Here is an 18179-nt window from a genome sequence, read left to right on the forward strand (position 1 = left end):
TCACGGCCTGGGAGGCGACCTCCAGGCCCGTCGTCAGTGCTGGTGGTGCAGGGTGGGCGCGGCAGGTTTCGAACCTGCGACCCCTCGCTTGTAAGGCGTCCAGCTTCGAGCGGCCAAGCAACACGCGCTCACCGTGTTAGGAAGATGAGCGACAACCCTATAGGCGAGTTCTGCCTAACGCGATGAGCCTATCCTGCTCGCCGACGACGGCTCGGCTCCGTCGGCCGCCCTGTGCGAAACTTCAGGTATTGGACCCACTCGCGCTTCTCGATCTCAGACACAGAGGGATCTTGGAGGATCTGAACGACTTCCTCCACCGTTGCGTCAAACATCCGCGGAGGCTCCGGCCCGAGCCCAATCTCTTCCCGCGTGAGGTAGCCGAGCGCAACGGCCGCCTCCCGCGGGTCGATGTGCAGCACGCGGCAAACCGCGCGGACCTGATCGGGGTCTGGGCGCTCCACCCTGCCAGCCTCCCACCGCAGGTACGTCGACCGAGACAGGCCGGCCTCTTCGATGACGTCCTCTTGTGTCCAGCCTATTGCCTTGCGGCCTGCACGCAGGAGCTGCGCGAAGTCGTGACTTCTTTGCTCTTGCTCGGGAGAGGCCATGCGAACACGGTAGGTCCGTTGCGCGGACATTGTCGTCGTCATACATGACACGTGTCGCCTTTGAGACGAAGGTCTAGACCGCGCGATACAGCAGTTCGGGAGCGCTACATCTAGTGTCATGGATGACACTCTCCATCGACCAAATGTCATACTAGGAACTTTGAGGTCTTACTTGCGTCTCACCCATGAGACGTGCATGATGGTGCCATGCATGAGACCTCAACGGTCGCTCGCAGTGTCACCTCAGACACATGGCGACTGCGCTGGGACATCGTCAACAAGCGTTGCGCCTCCCTCGGCGCACAGACCGACGACGAGCGCGCCACCTTAATGGGTATCTCCCGAGCCACCCTCAACCGCTGGCGCCGGGGTATCGACACCACCGCCCGTCAGGAACGCCGGGCCGCAGAGCGCCTCGGCCTCCCCCGTGACGCCATGTGGGAACGGGCGGCCTCATGAACCAGCAGCTCCGCAAGGACCGCGTCGCCGCCGGCCGTATCGGTGGGCTCCGCCGCGCCGCTCGCGACCTTGATCCCAAGGCCACCGGTCAACGCGGTCAGCGCGGCCTCGCTGCCCGCTGGGACGCCCAGGTTCCCGCCGAGATCACCGACCCCGCCGAGCGGGCCCGTCGAATCGATCTGTTGCGTCGCGCGCACATGGCGGATCTTGCCCGCAAGTCCGCTAAAGCCCGCACCCGTCAGGCCGCCGCATGAACGCCGTCAACCCGCTTCGGCTTCGCGCCTTCATCGCCCAGGTCGACACAGCCGCCGGACTTGACGCCTGCTGGCCCTGGCGTGGCCACACCAACCCCGACGGCTACGGGATCTTCGGCAAGAGTGGTGGTGGCGCGCACCGTGTCGCCTACCAACTGATGGTCCGGCCAATCCCCGATGGGATGAGCATCGACCACACCTGCCACAACACTGACACCACCTGTCCTGGTGGTATCGAGTGCCGGCATCGACGGTGCGTGAATCCGACCCATTTGGAGGCGGTAACGCAGCGGCAGAACCTGCTCCGCTCGCGCCACACCATGCCCCATCACAACGCGGCGAAGACCCACTGCCGGCAGGGCCACGAGTACACGCCACAGAACACCTACTCACGGCGCACTCCGAAGGGCTACGCCCGGCGCGAGTGCAAGACGTGCCGCCGTGAGCGGTTGGGCAGCAAGGCCGCCCAATGACCACCGCCGCCCTTCTTGCCCGCGCGGTCGCCCTGATCGCGGTCGGTCTGGCCCTGATCGCCATCGGCCTGGCCTCGCTGTCCGCGCCGCCAGCCTCGGTGCCGGAGCCGCGGTGGATGCGGCCGGCCACGCCCGCCGAGGAGCGGGAGTGGCAACGGCAGCGCCTCGAAGACCTCATTGACGAGGCGCACGCCGGAAGTAAGTGAGCCCCCCGCCGACCGCAGATCGGCGAAGGGCTCGACACCCGCACCAACCAACCATCAAAAGGAGAAGTGCAGATGCACACCGATCGTACCGACACCACCGAGCGGCAGATGTGCGCCGCCGCCGCGGCTGGCGTCTACTGCTCGCCGGCCTGCTTCCGCAGCCGCGGGCGGGACTGTGAGCACCCGCTGCCCACGCCGGCCGCCGAGCCGCAGCCGGACTACTGGCTGTCCCTCGCCGCTGACCTGCGTCGGGCGGCTGACCGGGTGGCCTCTCTCGCCGGCACGGCGGCCCCCCGGGTGAGCGCGACCCTGTCGCTGCATGTCGGGCTGTACGTGGAGCAGGGTCACGAGGAGCGCCAACCCGTTGTGGATGCGATCGCCGCCGCCCTCAACGTGACGGCCACCGATGGGCGGGTGGCGTCTCTCTGGGAGCGTCAGGCAAACGCCGCGGTCGGCGGCCTGTCCGTCACCGCGTCGACCCGGATCCCGGCGCCGGAGGATGCGGAGCTGGTGGCGTTGCGGGCCCGGGTGGCCGAGCTGGAGGCCGAGCGTGCCGAAGGCGGTGCCCGATGAGAGCCCTCAACCAGCCGATCACCCTCGACTTCGGTGTCCTCGGCATCCCGGCCGCCGTGGTCGACGGTGGCGACGGGATCCTCTACAGGATCGTTGACGAGCTGAGCTCTGCCGGTTACGACCTCGATGTCATCGGGCTGATATTCGGCGGGAACGGGCGGATCAACGTCGTTGACGGCGACGACACCGCTCTCGGCACGATCACGATCAGCCAGCCGGAGCAGCCCGAGCACGCCGAGGGCGGTGCCCGATGACCGGCCTCAACCCCATCGACCCGGTGGACGCGGTGGTCCTGCGGCATCTCGCCTGGGATCTCGACCGCGCCAGTGACGACGTACTCGCCGACCGCGCCGCCGAGTACGCGGCACTCCCGCCGAGCCCGGTCGGCGACGGGCTGCGGCATCTGGCCGAGTGCGCCCAGGAGCAGCACCGCATCACGGGCGGTGCCCGATGAGCGCCAAATCCTGGCCACTCACTGCCGACGATGTCCCGATCACGGTCCCGGACCCGCTGTGCGGGCACCTGCCCGGGGAGCCTCATGACGAGGCGTGCACCTACTGGCGGGGCGTGGCGGACGGGACCTACCCGCCGCCGCCGGAGATGCCGGTGGTGTTGCCGCCGCACTGTCCCGGCCTGGTCCCACTGCCGGACCCGGCGCTGCGGGAGGTGGCCTGAGATGGCACGCCACCAGCAGACCCACTCCGGCCCCGGGCTGTGCCCCGGCTGCCTGACCGTTCCCGGCCGTGACCACGGTCTGGCCTGCCCGGCGGTGGAGGGTGCCCGGCACGCTGCCGACTCCGTCCCGGGGTCCGTCCGCATCCTCGCTGGCCTGCTAGTCGGGCTGCTCATCGGCGTCGGCCTGTACCTGCTGCTCGCACTGCTGATCTGGAGCCTCACATGACCGACGACATGGTGCGGGAGCTGCGGGAGCTGGCCGCAGCCCTGGACGCGGCCGACGCCGAGCGGGCCCGGCTCCAGGACGAGCTGGACACCGCCACGGCTGCCTACGAGCGGCGTACCCGGCAGCTCCGCCTGTGGCGGGATCTGGCCCGCGGGCTCGGCGCCGACCTGCGGCAGGCCCGCACTGATCGGGACCAGGCCATCAGCACCTCCCAGCAGCTGCGGGTGGGTTTGGTGGCCGCGCGGGAGCGGCTCGGCGCCGGCCGTGAGGAGGCGGGCCGGTGAGCCTCATCGACGCGATCGTCCTGCCCATGGCCGCGCACCTGTCCCGGCCGGTGCGGGTGACGGGCCGGCACCGGCGTACGCCTGGGGATCTGCCGCGGGCGGTCCGGGTGCGGACGGTCCGCTCTCACCGTTGGCCGAAGGCGAGGCCGCGGTGAACGACAGCAGTGAGCAGTTGGGCTTGTCCGCCGCGCCGCGGCCCGTCGAGGTGGCCACGCCTCGTGGCGGGGTGGGTGTGCAGGCCGGGGCAGTGCGATGGGGCGGCTATGGGCCTGCCCGGCGGGTGCAGTGTCAGCACTGTGTCCTGGTCGCCCATGAGCGGGGCGGAGCCGGTGGGGTCGATATCCGCACTGCCAGCCGGCGGCGAGTCAGTGGTGACGGGGAGCTGCTGCTGTGCGTGGCCCACGGCGATGTCCAGCATGCGGCTGACGTGCAGGCCGGGCTGATCGGCCGCAAGCCTCGCGTCAGGCGGCGGGTGGGCGCGTCATGACCGGCAGGTGGGCGGTCCGGGCAGGAACGGTCCGCTCTCACCGCTATCCGAAGGAGAGGAATTGATGAACCCGATGAACCCGGTCCACCTGGATGAACTGGCGCCGCTGGTAGACGCGCTCAATCACGCTGAGGCTGAGGCCAAGAAATGGGGTGGGGCTGCGGAGACGCTCCGTAAGCGCATCCAGTCCGTGATGGGCGACCGCACCGAGGGGCACATTGGTGGGCGGCCAGTGTTCACGTGGCGGCACACCGGCCAGTTCAACGCACGCCGCTTCGCCCAGGACCACCCCGACCTGGCGGTCAAGTACACGGTCACGGTCACCCGCGATGAGGTGGATGTGGACGCGCTCAAGGCGGAGGTGCCGGAGCTGTTCACCGCGTACCGGGCTCGCCGTTTCGAGCGGAAGGCGTGACCGTGACTCGCGCCGTCAAGTTGTCGCGTGTTGCGTGCGCCGCGAACTGTGGTGAGCCGCTGGACCCTAGCCTGTGGGCCCACGGTCTGCATGTCGGGTGTGTTCGGCCTGCTGCGGTTCCCGATCAGCCTGTTCTTACTGCTGGCGCTGGGGTGTTCGCGGCGCCAGCAGGGCCGACGGCGCATCCGATCAAAGCCGAGCTCATCGATATGGTGCGGTGGGTGTCGGCCAACGCCCCCCGGTCGCGTCAGCGTGCTGTCGGCCCGTCGGAGATCGGCGTGGACTGCATGCGCCGTCTCGCCTACCGGTATGCCGGGGCGGAGCCGGTCAATACGGCCGCTGACCCGTGGTTCGCGTTCGTCGGTACTGCGGTGCACGAGAACCTGGCTATCGCTATCGACCGGTACAACGCGGAAGTGTTGGGGCCACCGAACGGCAGCCGAGACTACGGGCAGCGCCGGTACTGGGTGGAGGAACGCGTCACGGCCGGCGCGGATCAGCATGGGGTTTCCGGGTCGTGTGACCTGTACGACGCCGACCGGCACGTTGTCATCGACCACAAGGTGGTCGGCGCGACCGCCCTGAAGAAGTACATCAACCACGGACCCTCCAACCAGTACCGGACGCAAATCCACCTGTACGGGCTGGGCCACGCGCAGGCCGGGCGGCCGGTCCGGGAGGTCGCGATCGCGTTTTACCCGAGGTCGGGGTACCTCACCGATCTGCATGTCTGGTCGGAGCCCTACCGGCCGCAGATCGCCCACGATGCGCTGCGGCGTGCCACCACCGTGCGGCAGCTCGCCGCGGCCCTACCCATCGGGCACATCCCCGCCCACGCGGACCAGGTCGCCTGTACCTGGTGCCCGTTCTACCGGCCCGGCGGGCCCGCCGACACCACCGGCTGCCCCGGACCGGGATAGCTCCGGCCAATCCGTGGCCGGGAGCCACGCAACAAACCCAGTAGCCGCAGCAGACGCCGCAGCTCATACCGAAAGGGACACGACAGTGCAGTTCAACGCCCCCAGCAGCAGCGGAGACATCCTCGCCGCGAAAGACCTCGTCGGTCAGCTCCTGATCGTCCGGCCGACCGAACACGCCCAGGGCATCAAGACCAGCTTCGGGGAGAAGGACGGCATCCGCTGCGATGTCGCCGTGCTCACCCAAACCAACGCCGACGGCAGCCACGGTGTCATCTACCGCGATGTCTTGTGGTTGCAGGGCAAACTCGTCGGCGCTCTCAAGCGGCAGCTCGGCGAGCTGGTCTTGGCCCGGATGAGCATCGGCACCGGCAAGCCTGGACAGCAGCCGCCGTTCGAGCTCGACGACGCCACCGGCGACGCGCAGGCCGTGGCTTTCGCCGAGCAGTGGATGGCCGCGAATCCTGGGTTCGTTACCGCGTTGACGGCGCCCACCCCGGCCGCCCAGCCCGCCGCGGCCCTGGCGCCGGTTCCCGCCCCGCCGGTCTCCACTCCTGCGGCGGTTCCCGCCCAGGTCCCGGCGGCCATACCAGCCGGCCCCGCGCCCGCGGCGGTCCCGGCGGCCACGCCGCCGGCCGCGCTGGACCCGGCGGTTCTGGCGCAGCTCACCCCCGAGGCCCGGGCGCAGCTCGGCGCCCTCGGCGCCTGACCCGCACAGTTCAACCCGCCGGCCCCCGCCCTTTCGATCCGGGGCGGGGGCCGGCATGACCCGAAGCGGAGCAAAGAGTCGATGACCAGCACGGCGACCGAGACACGGCAGGCCAGCACATGACCGCACTCGTCGCCCCCACCCGCCCCGCCGACGACGACATCGAGCGGGCTCTCACCATCGCCCGCGGCCTCGTCCAGGCCGGGGTGCCGCTGTTCGTCGCCCCACCCCACGTCGACGGCGAGTGTGTGCCCTGGTGTAAAGGCACATCGGTTTCCGGCTTCCACTTACCTAGGCGCTGGGAGACCAGCACCCCTACCCTCGACGTGGTCAACCGGTGGCGGCCCGGGTGGGCGCTGTGTGCCGTCATGGGCCACCGCATCGACCTACTCGACGTTGACCCCCGCAACGGCGGCGACACCACGGTGGGTGGCCTCAAAGCCGCCGGGGCGTGGCCGACCAGCTACGGCCAGGCCGCCACCCCGAGCGGCGGCACCCACGACTTCATCGCCGCTCTCGCCGTCGGCTCCCGTGACAACATCGCCCCCGGTGTTGACGTCAAGGGCGGACGCCCCGACGGTGACGGCCGCGGGTTCGCGTTCATCGCGCCCACCGTGCGTGTCTCGAAAACCACCGGCCAGCCCGAACGCTACCGGTGGTTGATCGAACCCAACCTCGACGAGCTGGACGACGACGACAGCGGCGCCACCATCGCCGACATGATCCAACGCGCCCGCGGTAACCCCGCCGAGGCGACACCCGCTGCTCCGGTCAGCCTCCCCGACGGGCTGACCGGCCCGCACAACCCACACTCCGGCCACATCCCCGACGGCACCCGTCACGCCGCCCTCGTCTCCTACGCCGGGCACCTACGCAACCTGCCCGGGCTCACCCTTGCCGAAGCCGGAAACCTGATGCGGGCCCGATGGTCCGACTGCGCCCAGCCACCCGCCGCCCGCTACCCCGTCACCTGGGAAGAAGCCCACGACAAGCTCACCGACGTCTGGTACCGCTACCCCACAACCTCGCAGCAGCCCGCCACCCTCACCCCCGCTACGCAGCTCACCGCCGAAGCAGAAGCCGCCCGCCTCGCCCAGCTCACCGACAACGAACTCGTGCGCCTCCGCGCCCGCCGCGCCGCCGAAGCCACTCTCCGAGCCGAAACCGCGGCCCGCCTGCCACCACCGGATTTCGTCGCCCTCCCCGACCTACTCGCCGAGCCCGACGAACCCGTGCGCTACCTGGTCGACGAGCTGTGGCCCCGCCACGGCCGGGTCATGCTCGTCGCCCAAGCCAAAGCCGGAAAGACCACCCTGCGCGACAACCTGATCCGCAGCCTGGCCGACGGCACCCCGTTCCTCGACCGCTTCCACGCCGACCCGGTCCAGGACGGAACCATCGTCGTATTCGACGTCGAGCTGTCCCGGCAGAATCTGCGCCGCTGGCTGGCCGACCAAACAATCACCAATCAGCAGCGCGTCATTGTGGTGCCCCTACGGGGCGCCGTGTCCTCATTCGACCTGTTCGACGAACAGCGCCGCAATGAATGGGTTGAACGCATCCGGTCGGTTTCCGGTCGGACAGTCATTCTTGACTGCCTCGGTCCGGTACTCGCCGCGTTCGGCCTCGACGAGAAAGACAACCGCGATGTCGGTCGGTTCCTCGTCGCCTTCGAAGCCCTTCTCAAAGAGGCTGATGTAGAAGAGGCGCTTGTGGTTCACCACATGGGCCATAACGGAGAACGGGGGCGGGGAGCATCCCGGCTGCGGGACTGGCCCGACGCCGAATGGCGGCTTGTGCGCGCCGATGAAGACCGCGAGAACCCCGACCCGGCCCGCTACCTGACCGCCGTTGGTCGTGACGTCGAGCTACCCGAGACGCAGCTGGAGTTCACGGCCGCGAGTCGGCGCCTGACGGTGACCGGAGGCGGGTCCCGCAAGGAGGTGAAGGACGCGCGCTACCTCGACTTGGCGGTCGACTACGTGACCGTGAACCCGGGCCTGAGCCAAACCAAGATCGTGGCCGGGTTGGAGGAGAAGCACGGTGTCGTCCGGGACGATGCCCGCGCCGCGATCCGGTACGCAGTACAGATAGGGGCCATAAGGCAAGAAAAAGTCAACAATCGGGACACAGCACACTACCTAGAAGCCGACCGCGCGGACCGCGCGGAACCCCGCGACCGCGCGGTTCCGCAACCGCGCGACCGCGCTTATATGGAAGCGCGCGGTTCGGTTCGCAGCGAACAAAGATCAAAAAACAGCGACCGCGCGGTCGCCACCTTCGCCGCCCCCGCCACCACCGGCTGCCCCTGCCACCGCCACACCCACTCACAGGGCGACTGGGGCACCTGCCCACGATGCGGCAGCCGCTACCACCGACACGGCCCCGGACGGCTACGCCAATGCCCCCACTGCCACGGCCAAGGCGGCAGAACGCCATGAGCCACCTCCACACCACCCCCGTCAAGGTCCACACCTGCCACCGCTGCCGCACCGTCGTCCTCACCGGCTGGGCCGAAGGACTCCACACACGAGCCGACCCCACACCCCTCAACAGGGCCGGCATCATCGCCGCCATCCTCACCACCCGAACCATCTACCGACTCACCCGAACCGGCCTCATCCACCTCGACCAAGAACGCATCAAAAGCGCCAACCGCGCCCCCGTACTCCCAGAACACCACTGCGGGAACCCCACCCCCACCGAACACCACGCCACCACCACCGACGACACCACCGAAACAACAGAAGAGGTGATCCCGTTCTAATGAGCGCCAGCAAACGAAAAGGAACCGCCTGGGAAACCGCAGTCGTCACCTACCTACGCGACAACGGCGCACCCCACGCCGAACGCCGCACCCTCAACGGGGCAAACGACCGCGGCGACATCGCCGGAATCCCCGGCGTCGTCATCGAATGCAAAAACGAGAAAACCGTCACCCTCGCCGCCTACGCCGACGAAACCAGCACAGAAACCGCTAACGACGGCGCCCGAATCGGCCTTGCCTGGATCAAGCGGCGCGGCAAAACCAGCCCCGCCCACGCCTACGTCCTCCTCGACGGCGCCACCGCTGTACGTCTGCTCTCCGACGCCGGCTACATCCCCAACGGAGCCACCGATGCCTGAGCCCACCCGCCTACCCATCTACGGCGAATGCCGCCACGACCACCACGCCACCACCACCGCCCCCGACGACTGCCAGCAGGCGCTCGAAACCCTCACCGACGTGTGGGCCGCCCTCAACCGCGCCGGCTGCCACAACCCCCTCGCCACCGCCGCCGAACTCGTCGACCAACTCGCCGCCGAGCGCGACAGCTTCCGCCATGCCCTCTCCGTCGCGGGTGACCTCATCGTCGAGATCCGCGACGACACAAAGCGCACCGACCAAGAGCGCGTGTCTGCATGGGACATCCTCGGTTCCCGGCCCAGCAGCGCGCACGACGCGGGCACCCTGATCCGCTACTGCGTCTACCCGGGATGTCGCCGGAGTTATCGCGCAGATGTCGGCCCATCGGATCGGGGCTGGATGCGTCTGCGTGGCCTCACGGTGCTCTGCCCGGACCACAGCACCGCCGCCGCCGGCAGCACGCAGGAGGGCTGACTGGTGCTGACCATCACCGACCTGTTCTGCGGCGCCGGCGGGTCGTCCTCCGGCGCGATCCAGGTGCCCGGGGTGCGGGTGCGCATGGCCGCGAACCACTGGCGACTCGCGGTGGACACGCACAACACCAACCACCCCGACGCCGATCACGACTGCGCGGACATCTCCCAGACCGACCCGCGCCGCTACCCGGCCACCGACATCCTGTGGGCATCCCCGGAGTGCACCAACCACTCACAGGCCAAGGGCAAGCGGCGCGGCGACCGGCAACCCGACCTGTTCGACCAGACGTTGCCCGACGAGGCCGCCGAGCGGTCCCGGGCGACCATGTGGGACGTCTGCCGGTTCGTGGAAGCGATGAAGCTGCGCGGGCGGCCGTACCGGGCGTTCATCGTGGAAAACGTCGTGGACGTGCGGCAGTGGCTGTACTTCGACGCCTGGGCCACGGCGCTGCGCACCGCCGGCTACTGCCTGCACTTCGTCTACCTGAACTCGATGTTCGCCCAAGCCATCGGCGACGGCGCGCCGCAGTCGCGGGACCGCTGGTACGCCGTCGGGCACCTGACCGGCGACCGCTGCCCCGACCTCAACCGGTGGACCCGCCCCGCCGCGTGGTGCCCCCGCTGCGAGAAGACCGTCCGGGCGGTGCAGGCGTGGAAGCGGCCCGACGCGCCGTGGGGCCGCTACCGCCAGCAGTACGTCTACCGGTGCCCCACCGCCCGCTGCCACATCGAGGTCATGCCGGGGGTGCTGCCGGCCGCCGCCGCGATCGACTGGACGTTGCCCGGCGAGCGCATCGGCGACCGCACCCGCCCCTTGGCCGCGAAGACCATCGCCCGCATCGAGGCCGGGCTCAAGCGGCACGCCGGGCAGCGGTTCGTCACCATCCACCGCGGCGGCCCGCACGAGCGGCGCACCACCGCGCCGGAGGTGCCGCTGCCGACGCTGACCGCCTCCGGCAACCACCTCGGACTCGTCAACACGATGCTCGTGCCCGCCGGTGGGACCTGGAACGACGAAGCCCGCACCGTCGCCGAGCCGTTCCGCACCCGCACCACCCGCGACACCGAGGCGCTGGTGGTGCCGATGCGGGCGAACAACACCGCCAAGCCCGCCCACGCCGCGCCGCTGGACACCGTGGCGGCGGCCGGTAACCACCACGCCCTCGTCATGCGCAACATGACCGCCCGGGGCTGCCCCGGGCAGATGTCCACCCCGGTCGGTGAGCCGCTGCGCACGCAGACCGCATCGTCGGTGCAGTCGCTGATCCGCTGGGATCACCTGCTCGTGCCCTACTACGGCAACGGCCACGCCCGACCCGTCGGCCAGCCCGCCGGCACAGTGACCACCGTCGACCGCAACGCCCTCGTGGGCGCCGCCGACGTCGGGGTCGACGACTGCACGTTCCGCATGCTGGAGCCCCACGAGATCCAGGCCGCGATGGCGTTCGACGCCGGTTACCGGGTGCTCGGCAACAAACGCGAGAGGGTGCGCCAACTCGGCAACGCCGTCACACCACCTACCGCCCGCGACTTGATCGCGGCCGTTGCCGAAGCCATCACCGGCCATTCCCCACGACCGGAGGCCATCCCGTGACACCGCACCACCTGCACGCCACCGCCGCCGCCTGGTCCATCCACACCGCCAGACAACACCTGAACGCGCTCGCCACCACCGAGGCCCGGCACCGAGGCGACACCCTCACCGCCGCCGCCCCCATCCTGCGCAGCCCCATCCACGGCACCATCCACCCCATCGGCGGACACGCCGACCCTGTCGCCACGCTGACCGCCGACCGGCCCCCACCGCGCACCCAGACGTGGGCGCAGCGGACCCGACGCCTCCACGACCGGCTGACCTGGCTCGCCGACATGTACCGGCTCCCACCCGGGCGCGACCCGCTGGAGCGCATCCTCACCGCCCTACCCGGACTCGGCCTGCCGCCCCGCGCCCTCGGCCTCCTCGCGGTGCACCTCGCCGACGAAGACGAGCTGGCCCGCGGCTGGATCGACCAACCGCCCTACCGCACGCGGATCCCCGGCGACTGCCCCGGATGCCAGCGCCGCAGCCTGGAGGCGACCACCGTCGGGCCCGCCGCCGCCCGCACCGTCGTATGCTCCGCCGACTGCCGGCACACCCCCGACTGCCGCTGCCCCGGCGGGCTGGAGGGCGTACGGCACATCTGGCCCCGACATGCTGTCGTCACCGCACCACCGTGACCGCCGCCTGGGCGGTGATCACCTCACTGATACAGCTTGACGGCATATACCGTCCAACGTAATCTGTTCTGCATGGCATCAATGCAGGAACCAACGTTCCTGATCCTCACCGCGTTGGCGACGGGGCCCAAACATGGCTACAGAGTGACCCAGGAGGTCGCCGAGATCTCCGAGGGGACGGTGAAGCTGCGGGCCGGCACCCTCTACGGAGCCCTCGACCGCCTAATGGAGCAGGAACTCATCGCGGTCGACCGCCAGGAGGTCGTTGACGGGCGGCTACGTCGCTACTACCGGCTCACCGACGCGGGCGCCGGCCGGCTTGCCGAGCGGGCCCGCCGCCTGCGCAAGCAAGCGGAAGTGGCGGAAAGCCGACTACAAGCCCGACCCGACTCGACACTCGGACTCCCCAACGCCTTCGGTACTCCCGCATGACCGCCTCGGGGGAGGTCATACCAGAGCACACCGAATTAGAACGCTGGCACCGGCGACTCTTGTGGGCATACCCGATCGGCTACCGCCGGACCCACGGCCAGGAAATCCTCACCACGCTGATGGACTCCGCCGAACCGGGCCAACGAAAGCCCCACCAGGCCGACGTAGCGGACCTGCTACGCGGAGCACTACGGCAGTGGTTCCGACTACCAACCGGCAAATCAGCCGTCATAGCAGCCGTACTAACGGCCATGACCCTCGGCGCCGTGGGCGCAGCCTCGGCCTCCTGGCTGGCATGGCACACAACTGTCGATCTCCCGTCGGACACAGCAGCCGTACAGACCGCCGAAACCGTCAGCGGAGTCCCACTGACCACACCGGAAGTCCACCGATATGACAGCCCGCGGACGCTCTGGCGCGGGGTGACCGTGTCCGCCGCGCAACCGCTCTCAGTCCCGAATTGGTCAGTTGACCATGCGCAGGAACGACTGCGGGCCGACGGCTGGACGAGCGGGCCCGTCACGACCATTTCCGACTCAAGCCGAAATGAGGGATGGGACGAGCGACGGGAAAAACTCGTCCAAAGGTTTCAGGCGACCCGGGGTGGCCTTGTGCTCACCGCCACCACGGTTACCACCCCTTCCGGTACGGTCCTGTCAACCGGAGAGATCTCCCCGGCGCAACCGACGTGGGAACCGGGAGCTATCCTGCTGGGCTGGCTCGTTGGAGCGGGCACCGGCTGGGTCCTTACCGGCTGGACGATGTACCGCCTCCGACGTCGGTCGCTACCGCACCGGCTGGCGGCTTTCGCGCTCGGCATCACCGCACTCGGATTCGCCGCCACATCCACCGTCAGCCTGTACGGGACGCTGGCCGAGCCCGTATTCACTGACCCCCCTGGCATCTACCCCTTCGCTCCGACATATCGATGGATAGTGGTTAGTCCCGCCGCTGAATATGTCGGCGTAGCACTGGTCATCGGACTCACGATCCTCGTCCTAGCGGCCACGGGCCGCAACCAGACCACAGTGCAGCCCACGGCAACGACAACCTAGAGCGGCCCCGGGTTCAGCCCGCCGCACTCGCCGGCTGAACCCGGGGCCACCGCCACTGCTAGAGGAGAGGCCACCCGTCCTCACCGTGCCGCCCTATGCACAGGGACATACGCTCGAATCATGATCAGTCTTGTCGGTCACCGCTACGGCACCGCCGCGCAGATCGCCCACGCCCTCGGCCCCGACATCACCGCCGCCCGCGTGCGTGACTGGGCCCGCCGGTCCCGCGACTCCGGTGACAGGCTGCACGGCCTCCTGCCCGCCCACCACCTACCCGGGCAAGGACGCGGCACCACCTGGTACCGCTACGACCAGGCCGCCCACGTGGAGATGCTCACCCGCACCACCGGCCGGGGCCGCACGCGTGTCGAGTTGACGAGAGCCGCCTAACCGAGCAATCATGTTTTCACACATCCACCGCACAGGCGGAGTGTGCCCAAGCCCCGATACCATGCACATGTGTGGAACTTTCGTCGGCCGCCGACGGGTTTGAGCAGACGTGCTCGCTCGTTCGTCGACGTTCACGGAGTGTGGCTCGATGCGCCGCCGGTGAGCCAGTTTCGAGGCGCATGGCAGAAGGCGCAGGTTCCTGACGAGGTCATCGACCGCGCCGAGGCGTATCAGGCCCGGTGGGGTGGTCTTGTCCTGCCGTCCGCGCCGGGCATACCCGAAGATGCGGCGGGTCCACGGATGCTCAGCGTGGACACGCCGGAGTGGGAAGACACGTTTGCTCCCAAGGGGTGGCTTTTCGAGGCCGGTCCACAACGCACTGCTGTGCCGTATTCGTTCCTGATCGGACCGGACGGCACGATCGGAATCGCCGGTGGCGACGATGGGCAGTGGATCCCGTTGTATTGCAGCATCGACGGGTGGGTTGAGGCCCTGGCTCTGGCATGGGCGGCGATGGACATCGCGGACACGGTCACCAGGCTGACCGGTTCGGCCGTCGACCAGCTCGACCTGAACACCATGCAACCGGTCGCAGAGGTTGGTGGCATTACCAACGGCTGGTGGTATCGGCCGGGTCTGCTCGTTGCCGTGTACGCGGGCGAGTCAGCGCTGTTCGCGAGGCCGGACTACCGCACCGCCTACCTGTACGCCGGCAACATCGATGAGCAGTGGTTGTAACGCCGCTACGACATCTGCACGTGGAGGCGGGCAGGTCGCAGACCGGGACGGAGCGACACACCATGACCGCCCGACCAGTCACCCAGGCCGACTACGACCGGGTCCGCGAACTGCACGGCCAGGGCCTGTCGCGCAACGAGATCGGCCGGACAATCGGCCGTTCGGGACGCACCATCAGTCGCCTCGCTCAGGAGCTGGGTCTGTCCTTCGAGCGGTCCGGCGCGACCGCCAAGGCCACCGAAGCCTGCAAAGCCGACGGCGCTGCCCGCCGCGCACAACTCCACGTTGACGCCCTCCAAGCCGCCCAGAAACTCATGGCACAAATGTTCGCTCCGGCCCTGGTCTACAACTTCGGCGGTCGGGAAAACGACTACAACTCGACCACGTTGGAAGAGCCGCCGTTCGCCGACAAACGCAACATCGCCAACGCGATCCAGGCCCTTGCGGGCACGGCGCTCAAGCTGGCCGAGTACGACAAGGCCGCCGGCAGCGACGACGAAAAGGGCATGCTGTTGGAGCTGCGCGACCAGCTACGCGCCGCCCGCGACCAGGCGGGGTCCACCGATGGTGGTTAACCTGCGCGCCCTGCCCCTGTCCGAGAAGCAGATCGACTACGTGGTTGACTCCGACGCGTTCGTGAACCTCGCCGAGGGTGCCGTCCGATCCGGGAAGACCGCCTCCGGGTTGCTGCGCTGGCTGATGCAGGTAGCCGATGCTCCCACCAGCGGCGATCTTGTGGTGTGCGCGAAGACCTACGACACAGCCGTACGGAACATTTTTAACCCGCTACGTGACTCCCGGCTGTTCGGCCCGCTGTCCAAGGCCACCACCTACACCCGGGGAGCACCGACAGCGACGATCCTCGGCCGCATCATCGAGGTCATCACCTTCAACGACGAGCGCTCCGAAAACCGGCTCCGTGGCATGACCTGCGCGTCGGCCTACGTTGACGAGTGGTCGCTGATGCCGCAGAGCTTCCACGAACAGCTACTCGCCCGCTGCTCTCTCGACGGCGCCCAACTGTTCGGCAACACGAACCCGGACAACCCGCGGCACTGGCTGAAAGCCAACGGCATCGACGAAGCCCGCCCCGGTGGGCGGCTGCACGGTGACTGGGCGATCTGGCATTTCGGCCTCGATGACAACCCGTTCTTATCTGAGCGGGTCAAGGATCGGTATCGACGGCAGTACACGGGCCTGTGGTATCGGCGGATGATCCTCGGCCAGTGGGTCATGGCCGAGGGCGCGGTCTACGAAGGCTGGGACCCGGACCGGCACGTGGTCAGCGAGCTACCGTACATCACCCGTTGGGTTTCCCTCGGCGTGGACTACGGAGACGTCAACCCGTTCGCCGGACTACTACTGGGCGTTGGTGACGACGGCCGCCTGTACCTGTGCCGGGAGTGGCGGTGGGACTCGAAGCAGCGGATGCGGCAGCTCACCCAGGCCGAATACTCGGCGCGGCTACGTAGCTGGCTGGACAATATGCGTGTCCAGCCTGAGTGGGTGTGCGTCGACCCGGCCGCCGCCGGCTTCCGCCACCAGCTCTTCCGCGACGGCCTCATGCCGGTAGCCGCCGACAACGACGTACTCGATGGCATCCGACTCATCGCCTCACTGCTCGCCGAGGGCCAGCTTTTCGTGCACGACTCGTGCGAGGGCTGGATCGCCGAAATACCCGGCTATGTGTGGGACGACAAGGCTGCCCTCCTTGGTGAGGACAAGCCGATCAAGGTCGGCGACCACTCGTTGGATGCCGGCCGGTACGCGATCAAAACCCCCGAGGTGCTGTGGCGTCCGCTACTGCGGGGTGCGCTCAACCTCACCTGACCGAAGGGATGCCCGGTGCCGATCCCCACCGGCGGCGCCTGGCCGCCTCCCACGCACGCACCCGCCTACACGGCCTACAGGGACTGGGACGCGTGGTACACGGGCGACCCTGACCGGCTTCGCTCCGTATACCTGAACCGGGCTGTCACCGGCACCAGACTCGCCCCGTCGGACCGGGTGCGGGCCAGCCAGTACGCCGGTGGTGTTGTGGGCTACCTGTCGCGCTGGTTGTGGGGCACTCCGCCACCGGCCGGGCAGCGTGACGGTCGCCTGCATGTGCCGCTGCCCGCTGACCTGGCCGCCACGGCAGGGAATCTGCTGCTCGCTGAACCGCCCGCCCTGACTCACGAGGACCGTGGTGTGATGGCGCGGCTGGAGCAGCTCCAGGAGGACGGCCTTAACGCCGTCTTGCTGCACGCTGCGGAGGCTGCGTCGGCGCTCGGCGACGTGTACCTACGGCCGGTCATCGACCGCGACGTCTTCCCGGATCGGGCGTTCCTCGCCGCGGTGCACGCCGACGGGGCCCTGCCGGCCTTGCGGTGGGGCCGGCTGATCGAGGTCACGTTTTGGTCCGAGCTGGAGCGTGACGACCGGACAGTGATCCGGCTACTGGAGCACCACGATGTGGTCACCGGGGCCGCCGGATCCCGCACCGGCCGGATTACCTACGCCGTGCACGAGGGCACCCCCGACCAGCTCGGACGGCCGCTGAGCCTGGCAGACCACCCCGACACCCGCCACCTGGCCGACCTCGTGGATGAGACAGGTGCTCAGGCCACCGGCCTGGACCGGCTGGATGTCGTGCGGATCCCGAATACTGGCCCGCAGAGGCTGTGGCGCAGCATGCCGGGCCTGAAGTACCTCGGCCGTAGCGATTTCGACGGAAATGAACAGACCTTCGACACCGCCGACGAGGTGTGGACATCGTGGATGCGCGACATCCGCCTCGCCCGCGCCCGCATCATGATCCCGGACTACATGCTCCAGTCCAACGGGCCCGGCCAAGGCGCGACATGGAACGCCGACCGGGAGGTGTACACGTCGGTCAACGCGCTCCCCGACCAAGGACAGGGCATCACCCTCAGCCAGTTCGCCATCCGCCACGCCGAGCACAAGGCATCACTCGACGAGGCTATGAAAATCGCGATGCGGCACGCCGGCCTGAGCAGCCAAACCCTGGGCGATGAGGGCGATGTCGCCGTGACAGCCACGGAGGTGCAGGCCCGAGAAAGGATGTCCTTCACCACCCGGGGCAACCGGATCCAGGCGTGGAAGCCCGCCATCGCCGAGGCAGTGGAGCTGCTCCTCGCGGTTGAGCGCGCCCAGCTCGGCGGTAGCCGGCCCGACCCGGTGCGGCCGAGCGTCGAGTTCGGCGACAGCGTGTCCGAATCACCGGAGACGGTAGCCCGGACGCTCCAGCTCATCGAGGCAGCGCAGGCAGCCTCGACCGACACCAAGGTACGGATGCTGCACCCCGACTGGGACGACACCCAGGTCCACGCCGAGGTGGCCCGCATCCGCGACGACCAGCCCACCCCCGTTGAGGTCGGGCCGGCGTTAGGGGCGCTCGCCGGCAACACCCAGGACAACGACCAGGCCGACGAGGAGACGACGGTGGAGGCGTAGCC

The 18179-nt window shown here is 69.0% G+C and carries 28 protein-coding genes and 1 pseudogene; 28 read left to right on the forward strand and 1 reads right to left on the reverse strand.

Annotated elements, in window-relative coordinates:
- Positions 1 to 188 precede the first annotated feature (188 nt).
- A complete protein-coding gene (locus SALPAC6_RS0102310; RefSeq protein WP_223874375.1) occupies positions 189 to 608 on the reverse strand; it encodes a transcriptional regulator in 420 nt (139 codons plus the stop codon).
- A gap of 207 nt (positions 609 to 815) precedes the next feature.
- Here SALPAC6_RS0102310 and SALPAC6_RS0102315 point away from each other — a divergent pair, with 207 nt between their 5' ends.
- From SALPAC6_RS0102315 to SALPAC6_RS0102445, 28 genes and pseudogenes are all read left to right on the forward strand, one after another.
- Positions 816 to 1067: a hypothetical protein gene (locus SALPAC6_RS0102315; protein ID WP_018251840.1), complete on the forward strand. Its 252-nt coding sequence runs from the start codon at positions 816 to 818 to the stop codon at positions 1065 to 1067.
- The gene (locus SALPAC6_RS0102320; protein WP_018251841.1) at positions 1064 to 1321 is read left to right on the forward strand and encodes a hypothetical protein; all 258 of its coding nucleotides are present in this window, start codon (positions 1064 to 1066) and stop codon (positions 1319 to 1321) included. The genes SALPAC6_RS0102315 and SALPAC6_RS0102320 overlap by 4 nt, the downstream gene beginning before the upstream one ends.
- On the forward strand, positions 1318 to 1794 hold the full coding sequence (locus SALPAC6_RS0102325; protein ID WP_018251842.1) for an HNH endonuclease signature motif containing protein: 477 nt from the start codon (positions 1318 to 1320) through the stop codon (positions 1792 to 1794). Before SALPAC6_RS0102320 ends, SALPAC6_RS0102325 begins: the two co-directional genes overlap by 4 nt.
- A complete protein-coding gene (locus tag SALPAC6_RS0102330) occupies positions 1791 to 2000 on the forward strand; it encodes a hypothetical protein (RefSeq protein WP_018251843.1) in 210 nt (69 codons plus the stop codon). Before SALPAC6_RS0102325 ends, SALPAC6_RS0102330 begins: the two co-directional genes overlap by 4 nt.
- A gap of 72 nt (positions 2001 to 2072) precedes the next feature.
- A complete protein-coding gene (locus SALPAC6_RS0102335; protein WP_018251844.1) occupies positions 2073 to 2573 on the forward strand; it encodes a hypothetical protein in 501 nt (166 codons plus the stop codon).
- A complete protein-coding gene (locus tag SALPAC6_RS0102340; protein WP_018251845.1) occupies positions 2570 to 2827 on the forward strand; it encodes a hypothetical protein in 258 nt (85 codons plus the stop codon). Before SALPAC6_RS0102335 ends, SALPAC6_RS0102340 begins: the two co-directional genes overlap by 4 nt.
- Positions 2824 to 3027, forward strand: coding sequence for a hypothetical protein (locus SALPAC6_RS0102345; protein ID WP_018251846.1), 204 nt, complete (start codon positions 2824 to 2826; stop codon positions 3025 to 3027). Before SALPAC6_RS0102340 ends, SALPAC6_RS0102345 begins: the two co-directional genes overlap by 4 nt.
- Positions 3024 to 3248, forward strand: a complete 225-nt coding sequence (locus SALPAC6_RS0102350; RefSeq protein WP_018251847.1) for a hypothetical protein — start codon at positions 3024 to 3026, stop codon at positions 3246 to 3248. The genes SALPAC6_RS0102345 and SALPAC6_RS0102350 overlap by 4 nt, the downstream gene beginning before the upstream one ends.
- A 1-nt stretch (position 3249) precedes the next feature.
- A complete protein-coding gene (locus SALPAC6_RS0102355) occupies positions 3250 to 3474 on the forward strand; it encodes a hypothetical protein (protein WP_018251848.1) in 225 nt (74 codons plus the stop codon).
- Positions 3471 to 3758, forward strand: coding sequence for a hypothetical protein (locus tag SALPAC6_RS0102360; protein WP_018251849.1), 288 nt, complete (start codon positions 3471 to 3473; stop codon positions 3756 to 3758). The genes SALPAC6_RS0102355 and SALPAC6_RS0102360 overlap by 4 nt, the downstream gene beginning before the upstream one ends.
- The gene (locus SALPAC6_RS29615) at positions 3755 to 3913 is read left to right on the forward strand and encodes a hypothetical protein (RefSeq protein ID WP_162561551.1); all 159 of its coding nucleotides are present in this window, start codon (positions 3755 to 3757) and stop codon (positions 3911 to 3913) included. The genes SALPAC6_RS0102360 and SALPAC6_RS29615 overlap by 4 nt, the downstream gene beginning before the upstream one ends.
- Positions 3910 to 4245, forward strand: coding sequence for a hypothetical protein (locus tag SALPAC6_RS27095; protein WP_162562057.1), 336 nt, complete (start codon positions 3910 to 3912; stop codon positions 4243 to 4245). Before SALPAC6_RS29615 ends, SALPAC6_RS27095 begins: the two co-directional genes overlap by 4 nt.
- Before the next feature lie 64 nt (positions 4246 to 4309).
- Complete coding sequence (locus tag SALPAC6_RS25245; RefSeq protein WP_018251851.1) at positions 4310 to 4660, forward strand: hypothetical protein; 351 nt, start codon at positions 4310 to 4312, stop codon at positions 4658 to 4660.
- 221 nt (positions 4661 to 4881) lie between these two features.
- Positions 4882 to 5580 carry a PD-(D/E)XK nuclease family protein gene (locus SALPAC6_RS0102375; RefSeq protein WP_223874365.1) on the forward strand — a complete coding sequence of 233 codons (699 nt, stop codon included), beginning with the start codon at positions 4882 to 4884 and terminating at the stop codon, positions 5578 to 5580.
- Between the two features lie 85 nt (positions 5581 to 5665).
- On the forward strand, positions 5666 to 6286 hold the full coding sequence (locus tag SALPAC6_RS0102380; protein ID WP_026189255.1) for a hypothetical protein: 621 nt from the start codon (positions 5666 to 5668) through the stop codon (positions 6284 to 6286).
- Positions 6287 to 6405: 119 nt separating this feature from the next.
- Positions 6406 to 8727, forward strand: a complete 2322-nt coding sequence (locus SALPAC6_RS0102385; RefSeq protein ID WP_018251853.1) for an AAA family ATPase — start codon at positions 6406 to 6408, stop codon at positions 8725 to 8727.
- Positions 8724 to 9053 (forward strand): hypothetical protein, encoded by a 330-nt coding sequence (locus SALPAC6_RS25250; protein ID WP_018251854.1) that lies wholly within the window; start codon positions 8724 to 8726, stop codon positions 9051 to 9053. Before SALPAC6_RS0102385 ends, SALPAC6_RS25250 begins: the two co-directional genes overlap by 4 nt.
- The gene (locus SALPAC6_RS0102395; protein ID WP_018251855.1) at positions 9053 to 9412 is read left to right on the forward strand and encodes a hypothetical protein; all 360 of its coding nucleotides are present in this window, start codon (positions 9053 to 9055) and stop codon (positions 9410 to 9412) included. The genes SALPAC6_RS25250 and SALPAC6_RS0102395 overlap by 1 nt, the downstream gene beginning before the upstream one ends.
- A pseudogene (locus SALPAC6_RS0102400) lies at positions 9405 to 9881 on the forward strand (hypothetical protein); the annotation flags it as partial. The gene SALPAC6_RS0102395 and the pseudogene SALPAC6_RS0102400, both read left to right, overlap by 8 nt.
- 9 nt (positions 9882 to 9890) lie before the next feature.
- Positions 9891 to 11483 carry a DNA cytosine methyltransferase gene (locus SALPAC6_RS0102405; protein ID WP_018251857.1) on the forward strand — a complete coding sequence of 531 codons (1593 nt, stop codon included), beginning with the start codon at positions 9891 to 9893 and terminating at the stop codon, positions 11481 to 11483.
- A complete protein-coding gene (locus SALPAC6_RS0102410) occupies positions 11480 to 12106 on the forward strand; it encodes a hypothetical protein (RefSeq protein ID WP_018251858.1) in 627 nt (208 codons plus the stop codon). The genes SALPAC6_RS0102405 and SALPAC6_RS0102410 overlap by 4 nt, the downstream gene beginning before the upstream one ends.
- Positions 12107 to 12187: 81 nt before the next feature.
- A complete protein-coding gene (locus SALPAC6_RS0102415; RefSeq protein ID WP_018251859.1) occupies positions 12188 to 12538 on the forward strand; it encodes a PadR family transcriptional regulator in 351 nt (116 codons plus the stop codon).
- Positions 12535 to 13593, forward strand: a complete 1059-nt coding sequence (locus SALPAC6_RS29900) for a hypothetical protein (RefSeq protein ID WP_018251860.1) — start codon at positions 12535 to 12537, stop codon at positions 13591 to 13593. Before SALPAC6_RS0102415 ends, SALPAC6_RS29900 begins: the two co-directional genes overlap by 4 nt.
- 120 nt (positions 13594 to 13713) lie before the next feature.
- Positions 13714 to 13983 carry a hypothetical protein gene (locus tag SALPAC6_RS0102425; RefSeq protein ID WP_018251861.1) on the forward strand — a complete coding sequence of 90 codons (270 nt, stop codon included), beginning with the start codon at positions 13714 to 13716 and terminating at the stop codon, positions 13981 to 13983.
- Positions 13984 to 14121: 138 nt separating this feature from the next.
- Complete coding sequence (locus SALPAC6_RS0102430; RefSeq protein ID WP_018251862.1) at positions 14122 to 14721, forward strand: hypothetical protein; 600 nt, start codon at positions 14122 to 14124, stop codon at positions 14719 to 14721.
- Positions 14722 to 14783: 62 nt separating this feature from the next.
- Positions 14784 to 15296 carry a hypothetical protein gene (locus SALPAC6_RS0102435; RefSeq protein WP_018251863.1) on the forward strand — a complete coding sequence of 171 codons (513 nt, stop codon included), beginning with the start codon at positions 14784 to 14786 and terminating at the stop codon, positions 15294 to 15296.
- Positions 15286 to 16551 carry a PBSX family phage terminase large subunit gene (locus SALPAC6_RS0102440; RefSeq protein WP_018251864.1) on the forward strand — a complete coding sequence of 422 codons (1266 nt, stop codon included), beginning with the start codon at positions 15286 to 15288 and terminating at the stop codon, positions 16549 to 16551. Before SALPAC6_RS0102435 ends, SALPAC6_RS0102440 begins: the two co-directional genes overlap by 11 nt.
- A gap of 15 nt (positions 16552 to 16566) precedes the next feature.
- Positions 16567 to 18177 carry a hypothetical protein gene (locus tag SALPAC6_RS0102445; RefSeq protein ID WP_018251865.1) on the forward strand — a complete coding sequence of 537 codons (1611 nt, stop codon included), beginning with the start codon at positions 16567 to 16569 and terminating at the stop codon, positions 18175 to 18177.
- Positions 18178 to 18179: the final 2 nt, after the last annotated feature.

This window comes from Salinispora mooreana (assembly GCF_000379065.1).
GTDB lineage: Bacteria > Actinomycetota > Actinomycetes > Mycobacteriales > Micromonosporaceae > Micromonospora > Micromonospora mooreana.